Annotated in this window: 12 protein-coding genes and 1 tRNA gene; 5 read left to right on the forward strand and 8 right to left on the reverse strand. The window is 64.0% G+C overall.

The features are described 5' to 3' along the window. A complete protein-coding gene (locus tag NKJ81_RS13555) occupies positions 1–1,620 on the forward strand; it encodes an ABC transporter ATP-binding protein (RefSeq protein ID WP_352470963.1) in 1,620 nt (539 codons plus the stop codon). Here NKJ81_RS13555 and NKJ81_RS13560 read toward each other — a convergent pair. Next, a complete protein-coding gene (locus tag NKJ81_RS13560; RefSeq protein WP_352540728.1) occupies positions 1,595–2,803 on the reverse strand; it encodes a site-specific integrase in 1,209 nt (402 codons plus the stop codon). The two genes, NKJ81_RS13555 and NKJ81_RS13560, sit on opposite strands and share 26 nt — an antisense overlap. Before the next feature lie 318 nt (positions 2,804–3,121). Beyond that, positions 3,122–3,198 (reverse strand) — tRNA-Pro (locus NKJ81_RS13565). A 205-nt stretch (positions 3,199–3,403) separates the two neighbouring features. Here NKJ81_RS13565 and NKJ81_RS13570 point away from each other — a divergent pair. Further along, positions 3,404–4,918: a phosphomannomutase/phosphoglucomutase gene (locus NKJ81_RS13570; RefSeq protein WP_502901209.1), complete on the forward strand. Its 1,515-nt coding sequence runs from the start codon at positions 3,404–3,406 to the stop codon at positions 4,916–4,918. A gap of 17 nt (positions 4,919–4,935) precedes the next feature. Beyond that, positions 4,936–7,206 carry an AGE family epimerase/isomerase gene (locus NKJ81_RS13575; RefSeq protein WP_352540729.1) on the forward strand — a complete coding sequence of 757 codons (2,271 nt, stop codon included), beginning with the start codon at positions 4,936–4,938 and terminating at the stop codon, positions 7,204–7,206. On the opposite strand, the gene betB is transcribed toward NKJ81_RS13575, so the two are convergent. Genes betB through betI form a run of 5 tightly spaced genes read right to left on the reverse strand, consistent with a single transcriptional unit; the run spans position 7,170 to position 13,472 of the window. Next, positions 7,170–8,633 carry a betaine-aldehyde dehydrogenase gene (betB, locus tag NKJ81_RS13580; RefSeq protein WP_352540730.1) on the reverse strand — a complete coding sequence of 488 codons (1,464 nt, stop codon included), beginning with the start codon at positions 8,631–8,633 and terminating at the stop codon, positions 7,170–7,172. The two genes, NKJ81_RS13575 and betB, sit on opposite strands and share 37 nt — an antisense overlap. A gap of 59 nt (positions 8,634–8,692) precedes the next feature. Next, positions 8,693–10,345 (reverse strand): choline dehydrogenase, encoded by a 1,653-nt coding sequence (gene betA / locus NKJ81_RS13585; protein WP_352470968.1) that lies wholly within the window; start codon positions 10,343–10,345, stop codon positions 8,693–8,695. 3 nt (positions 10,346–10,348) lie between these two features. Continuing rightward, on the reverse strand, positions 10,349–11,356 hold the full coding sequence (locus NKJ81_RS13590) for a threonine/serine dehydratase family protein (RefSeq protein WP_502901210.1): 1,008 nt from the start codon (positions 11,354–11,356) through the stop codon (positions 10,349–10,351). Then, a complete protein-coding gene (gene betC / locus NKJ81_RS13595; protein ID WP_352470970.1) occupies positions 11,356–12,885 on the reverse strand; it encodes a choline-sulfatase in 1,530 nt (509 codons plus the stop codon). Before betC ends, NKJ81_RS13590 begins: the two co-directional genes overlap by 1 nt. Next, positions 12,882–13,472: a transcriptional regulator BetI gene (betI, locus tag NKJ81_RS13600; RefSeq protein WP_352454288.1), complete on the reverse strand. Its 591-nt coding sequence runs from the start codon at positions 13,470–13,472 to the stop codon at positions 12,882–12,884. The genes betC and betI overlap by 4 nt, the downstream gene beginning before the upstream one ends. Positions 13,473–13,698: 226 nt before the next feature. Between betI and NKJ81_RS13605 the strand changes: the two genes are divergently transcribed. After that, positions 13,699–14,865 (forward strand): acetyl-CoA acetyltransferase, encoded by a 1,167-nt coding sequence (locus tag NKJ81_RS13605; protein WP_352540731.1) that lies wholly within the window; start codon positions 13,699–13,701, stop codon positions 14,863–14,865. 26 nt (positions 14,866–14,891) lie between these two features. After that, the gene (locus NKJ81_RS13610; RefSeq protein WP_352470972.1) at positions 14,892–15,896 is read left to right on the forward strand and encodes an asparaginase; all 1,005 of its coding nucleotides are present in this window, start codon (positions 14,892–14,894) and stop codon (positions 15,894–15,896) included. Here NKJ81_RS13610 and NKJ81_RS13615 read toward each other — a convergent pair. Next, complete coding sequence (locus NKJ81_RS13615; protein WP_352470973.1) at positions 15,889–17,265, reverse strand: TIGR03808 family TAT-translocated repetitive protein; 1,377 nt, start codon at positions 17,263–17,265, stop codon at positions 15,889–15,891. The genes NKJ81_RS13610 and NKJ81_RS13615 overlap by 8 nt on opposite strands. Positions 17,266–17,340 lie beyond the last annotated feature (75 nt).

The following is a 17,340-nucleotide window of genomic DNA, read 5'->3' on the forward strand; positions in this document are numbered from 1 at the left end:
ATGGCTGCTTCCGATACCATCCTCAGCGTCAAGGACCTTCGCGTCCGCTTCCGCACCCTCGACGGTGTGGTGGAGGCGGTGAAGGGCATCAATATCCACGTCAAATCAGGCGAAACCGTCGCCGTCGTCGGCGAATCCGGTTCCGGCAAGAGCCAGACGATGATGGCGGCGATGAGCCTGCTCGCCTCGAACGGCGAAGCCAGCGGCACAGTCGATTATCGCGGCCGCAATCTTTTGACCTTGAGCAAACCCGAGCTCAACAAGATCCGCGGCCGCAAGATCAGCATGATCTTCCAGGAGCCGATGACGTCGCTAGACCCGCTCTATTCGATCGGCAACCAGCTGATCGAGCCGATCCGCAAGCATCGCGGACTTGGCGCCGCCGCGGCGCGCGAGGAGGCGCTCAAGCTGCTGCGGCTGGTCCATATTCCCGATCCGGAGCGGCGGATGAAATCCTATCCGCACGAGTTGTCGGGCGGTCAGCGCCAGCGCGTCATGATCGCCATGGCGCTGGCCAACGACCCCGACATACTGATCGCCGACGAGCCGACGACCGCGCTCGACGTCACCATCCAGGCGCAGATCCTCATGCTGCTCGCCGAATTGCAGCGCAAGCTCGGCATGGCGATCGTCTTCATCACCCACGATCTCGGCATCGTCCGGCGCTTTGCCGATCGGGTCTATGTGATGCGCTATGGCGAGGTGGTCGAGGAGGGCGAGGCGGAAGCGATCTTCGCCAACCCGCAGCACGGCTACACCAAGATGCTACTTGCCGCCGAGCCGACCGGCACCAAGGCGCCGCCGCCTCCGAATGCCCCTGTCCTGCTTGAAGGCAGGAACGTCGAGGTGACCTTCAAGATCGGCGGCGGATTTCTTGGCGGCGAGCCGCTGCTGCTGCGCGCCGTCGATCGCATTTCGATACGGCTGAAGCGCAACCAGACGATCGGCATCGTCGGCGAATCCGGCTCGGGAAAATCGACGCTCGGCCGCGCCTTGCTGCGGCTCCTGCCCAGCGACGGTATCATCCGGCTTGGTGACCGCGACATTTCCCACGCCGACCGCCAGGCGATGAGGCCGCTGCGGCGCGAATTGCAGCTGGTTTTCCAGGATCCGTTCGGCTCGCTGTCGCCACGCATGACCGTCGGCCAGATCATCACCGAGGGGCTCCTGGTCCATGAGCCCAATCTGTCGGGCAGGCAGCGCGATCTCCGCGCGGTCGATGCCTTGCTCGAAGTCGGGCTCGACCCGAACACGCGCAACCGCTATCCGCATGAATTCTCCGGCGGTCAGCGGCAGCGCATCGCCATTGCGCGCGCCATGATCCTCAAGCCGAAAGTGGTGGTGCTGGACGAGCCGACCTCGGCGCTGGACCGCTCCGTGCAGAAGCAGATCGTCGAATTGCTACGCAAGCTGCAGGCCGACCACGAACTGTCCTATCTGTTCATCAGCCACGATCTCGCCGTTGTGCGCGCCATGGCCGACTACATCATCGTCATGAAACAGGGCAAGATCGTCGAGGAGGGGCCGGCCGAGGCGATCTTCAGCAATCCGCTGGCAACCTACACACAGACACTGATGGCCGCGGCCATCGATGTCACGCGATTTCGCCTGAGCGCATAGCCTTGCTGGCGATCCGCCACATGTCGACGTCGCACAGCACAGGCCACATGGCGCGGGTATAGCGAAGCACATTCGGGGTGACATCGTCGCCGAGCCCGGCTTCCACGCGGCAGGTGCGGAACGCCTTCTCGATGCGCTTTGTCGGTTCGCCCAGGCTGTCATGGACGACCGGCCCGCAGTCGCAATCAATACGCTTCCAGCGGCGCATATGGGCGATCAGCCGTGACGGCAGTCGCGTCGGCGGACGCCATTTCTTGCTTTTTTTCGCGTGCTGATCTTTGCAATAGAGCACGCCGCGGCCTAGGTCCGGCCAAGCTTCTGCGGCCTCGCCATCCCAATTGAGTTGCAGGATTGAACGATGTCGGCAGCCAGTGTAGAGCCCCACAATGATAAAGCGGCAGAGATGAGCGTACTGACCGTGCTTCCGGCGCAGCCGCAATGCCGCGCGCAGCAGTCCCGCTGCTTCCTCCCGCGTCAGCCAGCGCTCGCGCGCTGCTGGTTTGTCTGGTAAGGTGACGGACGGCTTCGGATCGAGACCGTATTCCTTGGCCCAAAAGTTGATCGCCGAGCGGAGGTCCTCAAGATCGCGACGCGGGCCTGATGTAAAGTCCTTGTCTCGCCACGCCGGGAGTAACGCACGGCGGGTCTCCATCGCCGCAGCGTTGAGCTTGGCGATTCGCTCACGCTCTACCCGATTGCGCTCGCGCGAACGGTGCTCGACATAGGCGCGGCAGCGATCTCCATTGATGTTGGCGACCGGCTCGGTGCCGAAGAATTCGTTCAGAAAACGCATCCTGGCGAGAAATTCCTTGCGACCGGCAATCTTGGCCTGGCGTGCTTCGGTATAGGCGGCGAGGATGTCACCGACAGTCAGGCGGCGGGCATCGGCCCTGGAGATCGGGCGCTGATATTTGCCTGCGGCGGCAGGCCCGAGTTGAGGGCGCAGCATACCTGAAGCGCTAGACACCGCTCCCGTGCGGGCATGATGATGGGTCGTCACAATGGTCCCCTTTTTTGCTCCGAAGTTGTTCGTCCTGCGGACGGGGATCACTAGAAGAGGCGACAAGACCGGCTTTGCAACAAGCAAAATGGGCGATAGTGCCGTGAGATGCAAAGACTTGCGAAAGGCGGCGCAGAATCGCGCCGGCTTGGCTTTCCCGCCGGACGACGAGTCTTGGTGCATTCCCGGAGGGTAGCTGACAGCCGCATCAAAATGGTGGCTCGGGTTATCCCATGTTCCGGTTGCAACTGAGGTGTAAATCTCACGCCGGCCTTCACGGGACGATTTGGCGTTTCGAAGCGGGGGAGGTTTCCGGTGCCTTGGAAATCTCGCTTTTTTCGGTGAGGAACATGCGTTAGCAATAGCCGCGATCCGATGCCACTGCGGGCACCGCGTAGCCTCTCCTCGGCCAAACCTCTTTTTGTCGAATGTACAGGCGCAACTTGGAAGAGCCCCTACGAGCCCTGAGCCATTGCCTCCCGGGTTGGACAATGTTTTTTCTGGTCGGAGTGGCAGGATTTGAACCTGCGACCCCATCGTCCCGAACGATGTGCGCTACCAGGCTGCGCTACACTCCGTGACCAGACCGCGGGCTTATAGCCGCCGAGTTTGGTTACTGCAAGCGCCAATGGCAGCGCTTCTGTCGCATTTCTTTCGCTTTCGCCGCCACGTCATACAGGTTTCAGTTTCCTGTCGCACAAACACGGCTTAAAGGGCATCTGGGTAACCGTCCACTTGCCTCGAAGCACCTGATTCAGCCGCCTGGAGTTTGCAGCCTTGTCGATGAAGATCGTTAGCGATGCCAGACCAAACACATTCGAGTTCGAAACCTCGGCGCTCATCATGCCGTCCGGGTTTCGCGAATATGATGCGCGCTGGTGGTTCGGCCATCCCGGCTCGAACGAAACGCCGGAACTCAATCTAATCGGCGTCCAGGCGCTCGGCATGGGGCTCGGCACGCTGATCCGTCGCCTGGGTGCCGGACCCGACATCGTCACCGGTCACGATTTCCGCTCCTATTCGCTTGCCATCAAGCTGGCGCTGGTTTCCGGGCTGATGGCGGCCGGCGCACGGGTCAAGGATGTCGGGCTTGCCCTGTCGCCGATGGCCTATTTCGCCCAGTTCGCGCTCGACACGCCGTCCGTCGCCATGGTCACTGCCTCACACAACGAGAATGGCTGGACCGGCGTCAAGATGGGCGCGGCGCGTCCGCTGACCTTCGGTCCGGAGGAGATGAGCGCGCTGAAGGCGATCGTGCTGTCAGGCGATTTCGACCTTGTCGGTGGTGGCTCCTACGCCTTCGTTGCGGATTTCCGCAAAACCTACCTTGACGATCTGACCGCGGGAAAGCGTATCTCCAGGAAGCTCAAGGTGGTGGCCGCCTGCGGCAACGGCACCGCCGGGGCTTTCGCTCCCGAGGCACTGGAAAGTATCGGCTGCGAGGTCATCCCGCTCGACGTCGAGCTCGATCATACGTTTCCCAATTACAATCCCAACCCCGAAGACATGCAGATGCTGCACGCCATTCGCGACAAGGTGCTGGAAACGGGCGCCGATGTCGGGCTAGGCTTCGACGGCGACGGCGATCGCTGCGGCGTGGTCGACAATGAAGGCAACGAGATCTTCGCCGACAAGGTCGGCGTCATGCTGGCGCGCGACATTTCGCACCTCTATCCCGGCTCGACTTTCGTCGTCGACGTCAAGTCGACCGGATTGTTCATGACTGACAAGGTGCTGCAGGAGAATGGCGCGGTCACCGACTATTGGAAGACCGGTCACTCCTATATCAAGCGGCGGGTGGCCGAACTCGGCGCCGTTGCTGGTTTTGAGAAATCGGGCCACTTCTTCTTCAATCCTCCGATCGGCCGCGGCTATGACGATGGCCTGGTCACGGCCATCGCCATCTGCCAGATGCTGGATCGCAGCCCGCAAAGCAGCATGGCTGACCTCTATCGCGATCTGCCGCTGACCTTTGGCACGCCGACCATGTCGCCACACTGCGCCGACGAGCTCAAATACGGCGTCGTCGAGCGCGTCGTAGGCGACTTTCGCAAGATGAAGGACGAGGGCACGGTCTTCGCCGGCCAGAAGATAGGCGAACTGATCACCGTCAACGGCGTCAGGGTCGTGGCGGAGGATGGTACATGGGGGTTGGTGCGCGCATCATCGAACAAGCCGGAGCTTGTGGTGGTGGTGGAGAGCCCGGTATCGTCCGAGCGGCGGCGGCAGATGTTCGAAGCCGTCGATGCGGTGCTGCGCCGCAGCCCCGAAGTCGGCGCCTACAATCAGACTTTTTGAACGCGGGGCTTGTTTTCATGATCGAACGGATCGTCAGTTTTGTGATGAGCGGCGGCGTCGGCTCGCGGCTGTGGCCGTTGTCGCGCGAGGACAATCCCAAGCAGTTCCATGATTTCTCGGGCGACGGCTCAATGCTGGCCAAGACGCTGCGCCGGCTAACCGCGCGGCCGGAAGGCGAAACGCCGGTTTTCCTGATTGCCTCGGAAAGGCATGCCGACCGCGTTCATGCCGACATTGCCGGTCACGAGCTTTCCGGCGGCGGCCCGCTGTTCGAGCCGACCGGACGCAATACTGCCGCGGCCGTCGCTTTGGCAAGCCTGCGCACGCTGTCGGAATTCGGCGATAGCCTGGTGCTGGTGGTGCCGTCCGATCATGAGATCGCGACGCCACAGCAATTCTGGCGGAGCATCGAGGCCGGCACGGCGGCCGCGCGCCAAGGCAGGCTGGTGGTGTTCGGCATCAAGCCGGCCCAACCCGAGACCGGTTACGGCTACATCGAGGTGGCCGGCGAGCGCGATGGCATCTGCGATGTCTCGCGTTTCGTCGAAAAACCCGATCTCGCCACGGCGCAGAGCTATCTCAAGGCTGGCAATTTCTACTGGAACACCGGCATCTTCCTGTTTCGCGCAAGTGCCATGCGCGACGCGTTCATGGCCTTCCAGCCCGACATCTGGAGCGCCACAGAGGCTGCCTACCAGGCTGCGACATCGGATCTTTCCGGCCTCTACATGCCTCTGGATCTCTATGCCGCCATCCCATCGACATCGATCGACTATGCGATCATGGAGCGCGCCAGCGGCATCGCCATGGTGCCGGCCGGCTTTCGCTGGAACGATCTCGGCTCCTGGCAATCGCTGCTCGACGTCGGCCCCTCCGACACGCAGGGCAATGTCATCGTCGGCGATGTCGTCGCCATCGATTGCGAGAACTCCTATATCCGCAGCGACGGCCGCCTGCTGTCGGCCATAGGCCTGAAGGACGTCGCCATCGTGTCGACCGCCGACGCCACTTTCGTCGCCCCGGTCAGCCACAGCCAGAACGTCAAGAAGATCGTCGAGCAGCTCGAAAAAAGCGGCCGCCTTGAGACCAGGTTCACGCCCGCCGACGACCGCGTCATCGAAAGCGGCGCCTGGCAGCGCCGCGTGCACCATTGGCTGTTCGAGGAGACGGTGCCGTTGTGGTCGACGGTCGGCGTCGATGAGCGCCACGGCGGGTTCCACGAGGCGCTCGGCTTCGATGCCGCCCCTCTGATGAAACCCAAGCGCATGCGCACGCAGGCCAGGCAGATCTACGCCTTCGCCGTCGCCAAGGCGCGCGGCTGGAACGGCCCGGCCGATCGGCTGATCAGCCACGGCCTCGAATTCATGGCCAGGCACGGACGTACCGACAATGGCGGCTGGGTACGCACGCTCAACGTCGACGGCACCGTCGCCGACGCCGCCGAGGATGCCTATGACCATTCCTGCGTGCTCCTGGCGCTGGCACATGCCCATATGTGCGGCAATCCCGATGCGTTGCGACTTGGCCAGGAGACCTTTGCGTTCATCGACGCGCATCTCGAGGACGAACGCCTGACCGGCTTCCGCGAGACCTCGAGCGGCGAGGGCGAGCGCCGCTCCAACCCGCACATGCATCTGCTCGAGGCATTCCTGGCCTGGCATCAGGCGACCGGCGAGCGCGCCCATCTTCGTCGCGCCGCGCGCATCGTCGATCTGTTTCGCAGCCATTTCTTCGACCCGGAAAGCTGGACGCTGGGTGAGTATTTCGACCATGAATGGCGGCCGACCCCTGGTGAGAAGGGCACGTGGACCGAACCCGGCCATCATTTCGAATGGGCCTCGCTGCTGGTCGACTTCGCCGGCCGCAGCGGCCAGAGCGGCTTGACCGGCCTTGCGCGGAAGCTCTACGCGTCGGCGATCGCCAATGGCCTGAACCGCGCCACGGGCCTCGCCTACGGCGCCGTCTCGCGGCAAGGCCTGCCGCTCGACCGCGTCTCGCGCAGCTGGCCGCAGGCCGAAGCGATCAAGGCGGCGATCGCGCTGGACGGTTCGGGCGGTCCCGACCTGAAGCCGGAGATCGAAGCACGGGTCGGCCGGCTGTTCCGCTGGCACATCAATCCGGCGCCGCTCGGCCTGTGGATCGACCGCATCGACGAGCGTGGCCGCTCCTTGGCGAGCGAGGTGCCGGCCAGCATCTTCTATCATCTCGTCTGCGCGCTGACGCAGTATCTGGACGGCACGGCGCCCAAGGATCAGTACGGGCTGGCGACATCCCCGGTCTCGACATAGACCGACTTCAGTTGCGAATAGAGCGCCAGTGCCGCGAGCGAATTCTCGCGGCCGATGCCGGATTGCTTGAAGCCGCCGAAGGGGATTTCGACCGGCGTCAGATTGTAGGCGTTGATCCAGCAGGTGCCGGCCTGCAGTTCGGCGATGACACGATGGGCGCGCGCCAGGTCTCGCGTGAACACGCCTGCGGCGAGGCCGAATTCGGTGTCGTTGGCGCGCTCGATCACCTCGTCCTCGCTGTCAAACTTCAGCACGCTCATAACCGGCCCGAAAATCTCCTCGCGGGCGATGCGCATCGTGTCGGTGACACCGGTGAACACCGTCGGCTCGACGAAGAAGCCATCCTGGAAACCCTGCAGCGAAGGCACATTGCCGCCGCAGGCGAGCACCGCGCCATCCTGCTTGCCGGCCTCTATGTATGAGACGACCTTGTCGTGTTGCGCCTTCGAGACCAGCGGCCCCATCTGCGTGTCCGGATCGAGCGGATCGCCGATGCGGATTTTCTTCGTCCGTTCGGTCAGCCTCTCGACGAAACGGTCATGGATGCCGCTCTGCACGAAGACCCGCGTGCCGTTGGAGCAGATCTGGCCGGTCGAATAGAAATTGCCGAGCATCGCGCCGCCGATGGCATTTTCGAGGTCGGCGTCTTCGAAGACGATCAGCGGCGACTTGCCGCCGAGCTCCATCGTCGCGTGCTTCATCTTTGAGCCGGCGAGCGACAGCACTTTGCGGCCGGTTGGCACCGAGCCGGTCACCGAGACCTTGGCGACGACATTGTGGCCGACAAGGCCGGCGCCGACATCGCCAAAACCCTGCACCACGTTGAACAGCCCGTCGGGCAGCCCGGCCTCGGTATAGATTTCGGCGAGCGCCAGCGCTGATAGCGGCGTGTTTTCCGATGGTTTGAAAACCATCGCATTGCCCATGGCGAGGGCGGGTGCGGATTTCCAGCCGGCGATCTGGATCGGATAGTTCCAGGCGCCGATGCCGACGCAAACGCCGAGCGCCTCGCGCCTGGTATAGGCAAAGGGTCCGCCGAGATCCACGGCCTCGCCATTAAAGGCGGCGACCGCGCCGCCGAAATATTCCAGGCAGTCGGCCGCCGACGGGGCGTCCGCAACCAGCGTCTCCTGGATAGGCTTACCGGTATCCAGCGTCTCGATGCGCGCCAGATCGGCATTGCGCGCGCGCAAAATGTCGGCGGCGCGGCGCAGGATGCGGCCGCGTTCGACCGCCTTCAGCCGCGCCCAGGCCGGTTGTGCTGCACGCGCCGCCTCGATCGCGAGCTCCAGCACGTTCGGCGTCGCCGAGCGCAGCATGGCGATGGTCTCGCCGGTTGCCGGATAGATAACCGGCAGCGCTGAGCCGCGCTCGTCGTCGATATAGCGGCCGTTGACATAATGCGATGCCGTTGGCTGGGCGCGCATGACTGTTCTCCAAATCGTCTTGTCGCGGCATGCGGAATATGCGTCCGCCGGATCATGGCCTATCTGTCCGACACCTGCCAGCGCGGATTGATCCATGGTTCCTGGTTGGAAGGTGGCAGCGGCGTACGCCCGAGAATGTGGTCGGCGGCCTTCTCGCCGGTCATGATCGACGGAGCGTTGAGATTGCCATTGGTGACGCGCGGGAAGATCGAGGAATCGGCGACCCGAAGCCCTTCGACGCCAATGACGCGGCATTCTGGATCGACGACGCTCATCGCATCGTCGGCACGGCCCATCTTGCAGGTGCCGCACGGGTGATAGGCGCTTTCGACGTGGTCGCGGATGAAGGCGTCGAGCTCCTCATCCGATTGCACATGTGAACCTGGCGACAGTTCCTTGCCGCGGTACGAATCGAAGGCCGCCTGCCCGAAGATCTCGCGGGTCAGCCGGATGCAGTGGCGGAACTCCGTCCAGTCGTCCGGATGCGACATGTAGTTGAAGCGGATCACCGGCTTCGATTTGGGATCGGGCGAGCGCAGCGTGACCGAACCGCGCGACTTCGACCGCATCGGCCCGACATGCGCCTGGAAGCCGTGCGCCTTGGCCGCCGCCTTGCCGTCATAGCGGACCGCGGCCGGGATGAAATGATACTGGATATCGGGATAGTCGACGCCGGCGCGCGAGCGTACGAAGGCGGCCGCCTCGAAATGATTGGTGGCGCCGAGGCCGGACTTGAAGAACAGCCATTGTGCCCCGATCAGCGCCTTCGAGAACGGGTTCAAGACGGAGTTCAGCGTGATCGGCTTTGTCGATTCCTGCTGGATGTAAAGTTCCATATGGTCCTGCAGATTGCGGCCGACTCCGGGCCGGTCGGCGATCACCGGGATGCCGTTCTCCCTAAGGTGCTGGCCGGGGCCGATGCCGGACAGCATCAGGATCTTGGGCGAGTTGATCGAGGACGCGGCAACGATCACCTCGCGCCGCGCTCTGACCATCTGAATCCGTTTGCGCACTTCGATCTCGACGCCGGTGGCGCGTTGATTCTCGATAATTACCCGCCGGGCGAAACCCTTGACCAGGCTGACATTTTTCCGCCTCAGCGCCGGCCTCAGATAGGCGCTCGCGGCCGACCAGCGACGGCCGCCGCGGATGGTCTGCTCCATCGGCCCAAAGCCTTCCTGCTTCGCGCCGTTATAGTCGTCGGTCAGCTCGAAACCGGCCTGACGGCCTGCCTCGACGAAGGCGCCGTAGAGTGGGTTCGTCCTCGAGCCGCGCTGCACAGTCAGCGGGCCGCCGTGGCCGCGCCAGCCATTCTCGCCGCCATTGCTGTCCTCCATGCGCTTGAAGTACGGGAGCACATCGGCAAAGCCCCAGCCGGTCGCGCCCTGTTCGGCCCAATGGTCGAAGTCGCGGGCATGGCCGCGCACATAGACCATGCCGTTAATCGAGGATGAGCCTCCGATGACTTTGCCGCGCGGCGTCGCCAGCACGCGGCCGCCGAGATGCGGCTCCGGCTCGCTGGCGAAGCCCCAGTCGTAAAGGCTCATATTGAGCGGGATCGACAGCGCCGACGGCATCTGGATCAGCGGCCCGATATCGCTGCCGCCATATTCGATGACGATCACCGAATGCTTGCCGTCCTCCGACAGCCGGTAGGCCATGGCCGAGCCGGCCGAGCCGGAGCCGATGATGACGAAATCCGCTTCAAGCATGGTTCATGCGCGCCCGTGGTTCATATGCGCAATGAAATCGGCCAGCGAGACGTTGCCGCCGGTTGCCATCACCAGAACGGTCTTGCCGGTTATGTCGACCTTGCCGCCGAGCACCGCCGCCAGCGAGGCAGCGCCGGATGGCTCGAGCACCAGCTTCAGCCGCTCGAAGGCGAGGCGCATGGCGCGCCGCACCGAAGCATCGTCGACGGTGACGCCGCGAACGCCGGCGGCCTTCACCGCTGCGAACGGCGCGTCGCCGGGCCGCCGCGACATCAGCCCGTCGCAGATCGATTTCGGTCCGATCGGCATGGTTTCGATGGCGCCATGCGCGAGCGACGAGCCCATGCCGTCAAAACCTTCCGGCTCGACGCCGATGATCTCCGTGGCGGGCGACAGATAGTGGAAGGCCAGCGAAACGCCACCGATCAGCCCGCCACCGCCGACCGAACAGAACAAGCCATCGGCCTCCACTTGCCTGGCGGCGAGCTGGTCGAGTGCCTCCAGTCCGGCGCCGGCCTGGCCGGCGACGATCTCCGGATCGTCGAACGGGTGCAGCAGCGCCAAGCCATCGCTCGCGGCGATCTCACGCGCTCTGGCGGCGGCGACTTCCTCACGCGCGCGTTCGCCATGGTCAGTCAGCACCACGCGCGCGCCATACCCTGACGTGGCATCGCGTTTGGCGGCCGGCGCGTCGATCGGCATGACGATGGTGACGGGAATGCCAAGGGCTTGGCCAGCCGCCGCTAGCCCCTGCGCAAAATTGCCGGAGGAGTAGGCGACGACGCCCTTTTTGGTTTCGTCAGGCGAGAGCTTCTTCAGCCGCCAGTAGGCGCCGCGCACCTTGAACGATCCTGCCCATTGCAGCGATTCGGCCTTGACGAAGACGCGGGCGGCGCCGGTCTCGCGGGCAAGTGCCGCCGATTCCAGGAGCGGCGTGACCTGCGTCGCCTTGGAGGTGACGGCATAGGCCTGCCTGAGATGGTCGAGCGAGGGGACGAGACTATCTGCCATCATTCGCCTCGCGGAAAGCGCTTCTGCTCTTCGAGCAGGTCGAGGTTCATGTGGTTGCGCATGTAGCGCTCCGATGCCTTCTGCAGCGGCTGGAATTCCCAGGGATAATGGGTGCCGTTGCGCAGCGCCGGGTAGACCACCCAGCGGCGTGCCTGGCTGGCACGCACCGCTGCATCGAACGCCGCCATGTCCCAGCGCGCCCGCACCTTGTCGGAGAAAGCGGTCACCAAAGCCGCATTGGCCGGATCGGCGGCGAGGTTGGTCGATTCCAGCGGATCCGATTCAAGATCAAACAGTTGCGGCGGATCGATCTCGCAATGGATGAATTTGTAACGGCCCTCGCGCAGCGCCACCATCGGCGCGTTCGAGCCTTCGGCGGCATATTCCATCAGCACCGGCGCGGAGCGCTTCTTTCCATTCAGCAGCGGCAGCAGCGACTGGCCGTCGGTCCACGGCGCAATCGCGCTGATGTCGATGCCGGCGAGGTCGCAAAGCGTCGGCGTCACGTCGAGGTTGGAGACCGGCGTGTCGATCAGCCCGGCGGCGATGCCTTTGCCGGCGATCATCAGCGGCACCCGCGCCGAACCTTCGAAGAAGCACATCTTGAACCACAGGCCGCGCTCGCCGAGCATGTCGCCGTGATCCGAGCAGAACAGGATGATCGTGTCGTCGAGCATGCGCGTGCGCTCGAGCACCGACAGCAGCTCGCCGAGCTTGTCGTCGAGATATGAGATGTTGGCGAAATAGCCGCGCCGTGCGCGGCGTATCTGCTCAGCGGTGATGTCGAACCTGTCATAGTCGCTGGCGCGGTAGAGCCGCTGCGAATGCGGGTCCTGCCTGTCGTAAGGAATGAAGCCGACCTCAGGCTCGAGCGCCGGGCAATCCTCGTAGAGGTCCCAGTATTGCCGCCGTGCGACGTAAGGATCGTGCGGATGGGTGAAAGAAACCGTCAAGCACCAGGGCCGATGTGCGGCATCGTCGGAGACGCGGGCAAAATCATAAAGCTTCTGCACGGCATGGAAGGCGACCTCGTCGTCATATTCCAGCTGGTTGGTGATCTCAGCAGTACCGGCGCCGCTGACGGAGCCGAGATTGTGATACCACCAGTCGATGCGCTCGCCGGGTTTGCGATAGTCGGGCGTCCAGCCGAAATCGGCCGGATAGATGTCGGTGGTCAGCCGCTCCTCGAAACCGTGCAATTGGTCCGGCCCGACGAAATGCATCTTGCCGGAGAGGCAGGTGTGATAACCGGCGGCGCGCAGATGATGGGCAAAGGTCGGGATCGAAGACGCGAATTCGGCGGCGTTGTCATAGACCCCGGTGCGTGACGGCAACTGGCCGCTCATGAATGCGGCGCGGCCCGGCGCGCAGAGCGGCGAGGCCGTGTAATTGTTGCAAAAACGCGCCGAACGCGCGGCGAGCGCCTTCAGATGCGGCGCGTGCAGGAAGTCCGCCGGCCCATCCGGAAACAGCGTTCCGTTGAGCTGATCGACCATGACGATCAGGATGTTGGGTCGCTTGGATGTCACTGCTTCTGCCGTCCGCTGAGCTTCGTTTCGAGATAGTCCTCGACCAGTGCGATCGCGGTCGCGGCATCGGGAACACCGTCTTTCAGCGCGCGCCTGATATAGAGCCCGTCGATCAGCGCCGCCGTCGCTTCGGCGACCCGGTCGGCCTCGCTTCTCGGCAGGATCCCGGCCAGCCCGCTGAGCAGATTGGAATGCAGCCGCCGCGCATAGACCTTGAGCAGCCGTCGAAGCGCTGCCGATTTCTGCGCCTCGACATAGAAGGCGAGCCAGGCGGCGATCGTTTCGGGCTGGAACTGGATGTCGGAGAAATTGACCGCGACCACCGCCGAGACGCGCTGGCGCGCCGTGCCGGCCGCGCGAAGTGCACGGCGCGTATCGGCGGTGAGCTCGCTCAGGATGTGCCGCATCGTCGCCAACAGCAATTCGTCCTTGACCCCGAAATAATGGTGGGCAAGCGCCGAGGACACGCCGGCGCGCCCGGCGATTTCCGACATCGTCACATCAAGCGAACCGCGCTCGCCGATCGCCGAGATCGTTGCATCGATTAGCGCCCTGCGGCGCAACGGCTCCATTCCGAGTTTCGGCATTCTTGCTCCGGCCTGTTGGGGCAAGATTATTTTTTATTGACGCATCAATCAACAAAAATCCGGCCTGATTTGCTGGCAAAAGCCAGGCACTATGACCAGATGATCAAGATCAAGCGATTGTGCGGTTCTGGCCCCTTCACGAAGCCGGCGGAACGGTTCATGCTTGAACAATGCTGAGGCGCGCTGCAAGTATCGCGTAGCCCGGGTCCACAGGATGGAGATCGCCATGACAGCATGCATCGTCGGTTGGGCGCATTCGCGCTTCGGCAAGCTCGAAGGCGAGACGCTGGAGGGCCTGATCACCAAGGTGGCAGTCGAGGCGCTCGATCATGCCGGCATCGGTCCGGATGACGTCGACGAGATCGTGCTCGGCCACTTCAACGCCGGGTTTTCCGCCCAGGATTTCACCGCGAGCCTGGTCCTCCAGGCAGACGACCGGCTGCGCTTCAAGCCTGCGACCCGCGTCGAGAACGCCTGCGCCACCGGCTCGGCGGCGGTCAGGCAAGGCATCCGCGCCATCGACGCCAATGCCGCCCGTATCGTGCTGGTGGTCGGCGCCGAGCAGATGACGACGACGCCCGGTCCCGAGATCGGCAAGAACCTGCTCAAGGCCTCGTATCTGCCGGAGGACGGCAACACGCCGGCAGGTTTCGCCGGCGTCTTCGGCAAGATCGCCCAAGCCTATTTCCAGCGCTACGGCGACCAGTCGGATGCGCTGGCGATGATCGCCGCCAAAAACCACAAGAACGGCGTCGACAATCCCTACGCGCAGATGCGCAAGGATTTCGGCTACGAGTTCTGCCGGCAGGAAAGCGAAAAAAACCCCTTCGTCGCCGGTCCGCTGAAGCGCACAGACTGCTCGCTGGTGTCGGACGGTGCCGCCGCGCTTGTCCTTGCCGACACGGCCACGGCGCTGAAGATGCGCCGCGCCGTCGCCTTCCGCGCCAACGAGCATGTGCAGGATTTCCTGCCGATGTCGAAGCGCGACATTCTCGCCTTCGAAGGCTGCGAGCAGGCCTGGAACCAGGCGCTGAAGCAGGCGGGCGTGACGCTCGGCGACCTGTCCTTCGTCGAGACGCATGACTGTTTCACCATCGCCGAACTGATCGAGTATGAGGCGATGGGCCTGGCAAAGCCGGGCGAGGGCGCCAAGCTGGCCCTGGATGGCGAGACGGCGAAAAATGGAAGGCTGCCGGTCAATCCGTCCGGTGGACTGAAGGCCAAGGGCCACCCGATCGGTGCCACCGGCGTATCGATGCATGTGCTGAGCGCCATGCAGCTTGTCGGCGAGGCGGGCGGCATCCAGGTGCCGGGAGCAAAACTCGGCGGCATCTTCAACATGGGCGGTGCCGCGGTCGCCAACTACGTTTCCATTCTCGACCGGATCAGATAAACCCGCCCGCATTCGCGGGAGGTGACATGGCAAATCCGGTTCTGGTCGAAGTCTTGCGCGGCGCAATCGTCGAGAGTGCTCATCGCGGCGCTGTTGCCGTCTTCGACGCCGACGGCAAGCCTGTCTGGGAGATCGGCGACACGGCACAACCGGTGTTCCCGCGTTCGGCGGTCAAGGCGATCCAGGCGCTGCCGCTGGTCGAGAGCGGCGCTGCCGATGCCTACGGCTTCGGTGATCGGGAGCTGGCGCTGGCCTGCGCCTCGCATTCCGGCGAGCCGCCACATGTCGAGCTGGCGCGCGCCATGCTGGCGAAGGCCGGCTTGGACGAGACGGCACTCGAATGCGGCGCGCATTGGCCTTCGAGCCATGGAGCGACCCTGGCACTTGCCCGCGCCGGCAGCGTGCCGAACGCGCTGCACAACAATTGTTCCGGCAAGCACTCGGGCTTTCTCTGCACCTGCGTTCACAGCGGCATCGCCCATCGTGGTTACGTCAAGGCTGGCCACGCCTCGCAGGAGATGGTGCGCGAAGCGATGCAGGCGGTGACCGGTGCTGCCCATGACGCCGATCACCGCGGCACCGACGGCTGCTCGATTCCGACCTATGCCGTGCCCCTGCGCAGCTTTGCCCTTGGCTTTGCCCGCATGGCGACAGGTGCCGGGTTCGAGCCGATGCGCGCCCGGGCGGCGAAGCGGCTGCTTTCCGCCTGCATGGCCGAGCCGTTTTTCGTCGCCGGCACGGGCAGGTCCGATGTCGCGATGATGGAGGCCGCGCCGGGCCGGATTTTCGTCAAGGGAGGCGCCGAAGGTGTTTTTTGTGCAACCCTTCCGGAGCTTGGCCTTGGCATCGCGCTGAAGTGCGACGATGGCGCCGGCCGCGCCGCTGAAGTGATGGTCGCGGCCGTGCTGGCTAAGCTGCTGCACGCCGACCAGGCGCTCGCTGCGAAACTGACCGAACAGGCAAATCCGCCTATCGAGAGCCGGATCGGTGCCAAAGTCGGTGCGCTCCGGCCGACGGCCACCCTCAACTGACGTGGTTGCGCTCGACGGTCAAATGCGCGTAGCCGGCATTGCCTGATGCGGCGAGGTCACCGGTCACTCGCTCGGCCCAGCGTTGGCCGACGATCGCGCCGTTCTGGACTCCGTCGATGACATTGTCGGAGATGATTGCCGTTCCGGCACCTTCAACCACGCTGACGGCGATGCCGGTTCCGGCCTTGCGGACGATGTTTCCCGTGGCGACCACATTGCGCATGAACGGTCCCCAGCCGATCTGCATGCCGTAGAGCGGCGCATTCTCGATGACGTTGCCGGAAACGGTGGTGTCGGCCTCGACGCTGATGCCGACGCCGAAGCCGGGCGCGTCGGCAGGGTAGGGGCCGCTGGTCGACAGATTGCGGACGATGTTGCCGGAGCACACGCCCATGCGGCCGCCCTCATTGAAATTGACGATCGAAATACCGTTCGCGGCGCCATCGACGATGTTGTTGCCGATGACGGCGCCTTCGAACGAGAATTCGGAATACACGGCCGTCTCGCCCGAACGCGAGCAGGTGTTGCCGGTGATCTGCAAATTGCTGGAACTGTTGGCGCGGATCGCCGAGAACGCGCAGTCCGAGACAATATTGCCGGAGATGATGACGTTGCCGGCGCGGAACGCATTGATGCCGTTGCCGTTCTGGCCGGTTCCGCCGCTGCGCGCCTGGATGCGCTCGATCCGGTTGCCGCTGACGATGGTGCCGTCTTCAGCCGCCTGCCAGCGGTGCACGAGAATGCCGCCATTGGCGCAGTCGGAGACGCTATTGCCTGATATTTCCAGGCCATCGGCCTCGACCGAATAGATGCCGGCATCGGCCGCACCGGAAATCTCCAAGCGCTCGATGCGGCCCGAGGCGTGCTCGAGCGCCAGACCGTTCTTGCCGCTGCCGGTAAGCTGGCAATTGTCGACGACCAGATGGGCGATGCGGCGCAGATCGAGCAGGCCTTGCGTGTAGTCGCCCATCCAGCGTTTGCGGCCATCGAACACCAGCCCACTGAGTTCGATGTGCTCGGCCCGTTCGGCCATGATGAGATGGCCATTGCCGCCATAGACGATCCGCGATGCGCCCGGCACGCCGGACAGGCGCACGCGGCCGGGCAGCGACATGTTGGAAACGATATAGATCCCCGGCGGCAGGAACACCGGCATGTCGCGGTCGTGCGCGTCGCGCAGCAGCTTGGTGAAAGCCTTGCTCTGATCGTCAAGCGCACCGGGCCGGACGCCGAGCTCGGTCGCGTTGATCGCGCCACGCATCGCGGCTTTCTCGATGCTTGGCAGGTTTTTCGCCGCTGCCTTGCCGAGCGAAAGCCCCATGACGGCAAAGCCGGCGGTCTGCGCAAGCAGCGTTCGTCTGTTCAACATCGGCACAGATTCCTTGCGTTCAACGGTCGCGCCGCAGGATTCGTGCCAGACTAGCCCGGTCGAACTCGTGGTGAA

Source organism: Mesorhizobium sp. M0018, assembly GCF_040323955.1.
GTDB lineage: Bacteria > Pseudomonadota > Alphaproteobacteria > Rhizobiales > Rhizobiaceae > Mesorhizobium.

Excerpts from the sequence above, each read along its gene's own strand:
- NKJ81_RS13575 (WP_352540729.1), top strand. The coding sequence starts at position 4,936 with ATGATCGAACGGATCGTCAGTTTTGTGATGAGCGGCGGCGTCGGCTCG.
- betA (WP_352470968.1), bottom strand. The coding sequence starts at position 10,345 with ATGCTTGAAGCGGATTTCGTCATCATCGGCTCCGGCTCGGCCGGCTCG.
- NKJ81_RS13570 (WP_502901209.1), top strand. The coding sequence starts at position 3,404 with ATGAAGATCGTTAGCGATGCCAGACCAAACACATTCGAGTTCGAAACC.
- NKJ81_RS13590 (WP_502901210.1), bottom strand. The coding sequence starts at position 11,356 with ATGGCAGATAGTCTCGTCCCCTCGCTCGACCATCTCAGGCAGGCCTAT.
- betI (WP_352454288.1), bottom strand. The coding sequence starts at position 13,472 with ATGCCGAAACTCGGAATGGAGCCGTTGCGCCGCAGGGCGCTAATCGAT.
- NKJ81_RS13555 (WP_352470963.1), top strand. The coding sequence starts at position 1 with ATGGCTGCTTCCGATACCATCCTCAGCGTCAAGGACCTTCGCGTCCGC.
- NKJ81_RS13610 (WP_352470972.1), top strand. The coding sequence starts at position 14,892 with ATGGCAAATCCGGTTCTGGTCGAAGTCTTGCGCGGCGCAATCGTCGAG.
- betB (WP_352540730.1), bottom strand. The coding sequence starts at position 8,633 with ATGCGCGCCCAGCCAACGGCATCGCATTATGTCAACGGCCGCTATATC.
- NKJ81_RS13560 (WP_352540728.1), bottom strand. The coding sequence starts at position 2,803 with ATGCACCAAGACTCGTCGTCCGGCGGGAAAGCCAAGCCGGCGCGATTC.
- NKJ81_RS13605 (WP_352540731.1), top strand. The coding sequence starts at position 13,699 with ATGACAGCATGCATCGTCGGTTGGGCGCATTCGCGCTTCGGCAAGCTC.
- NKJ81_RS13615 (WP_352470973.1), bottom strand. The coding sequence starts at position 17,265 with ATGTTGAACAGACGAACGCTGCTTGCGCAGACCGCCGGCTTTGCCGTC.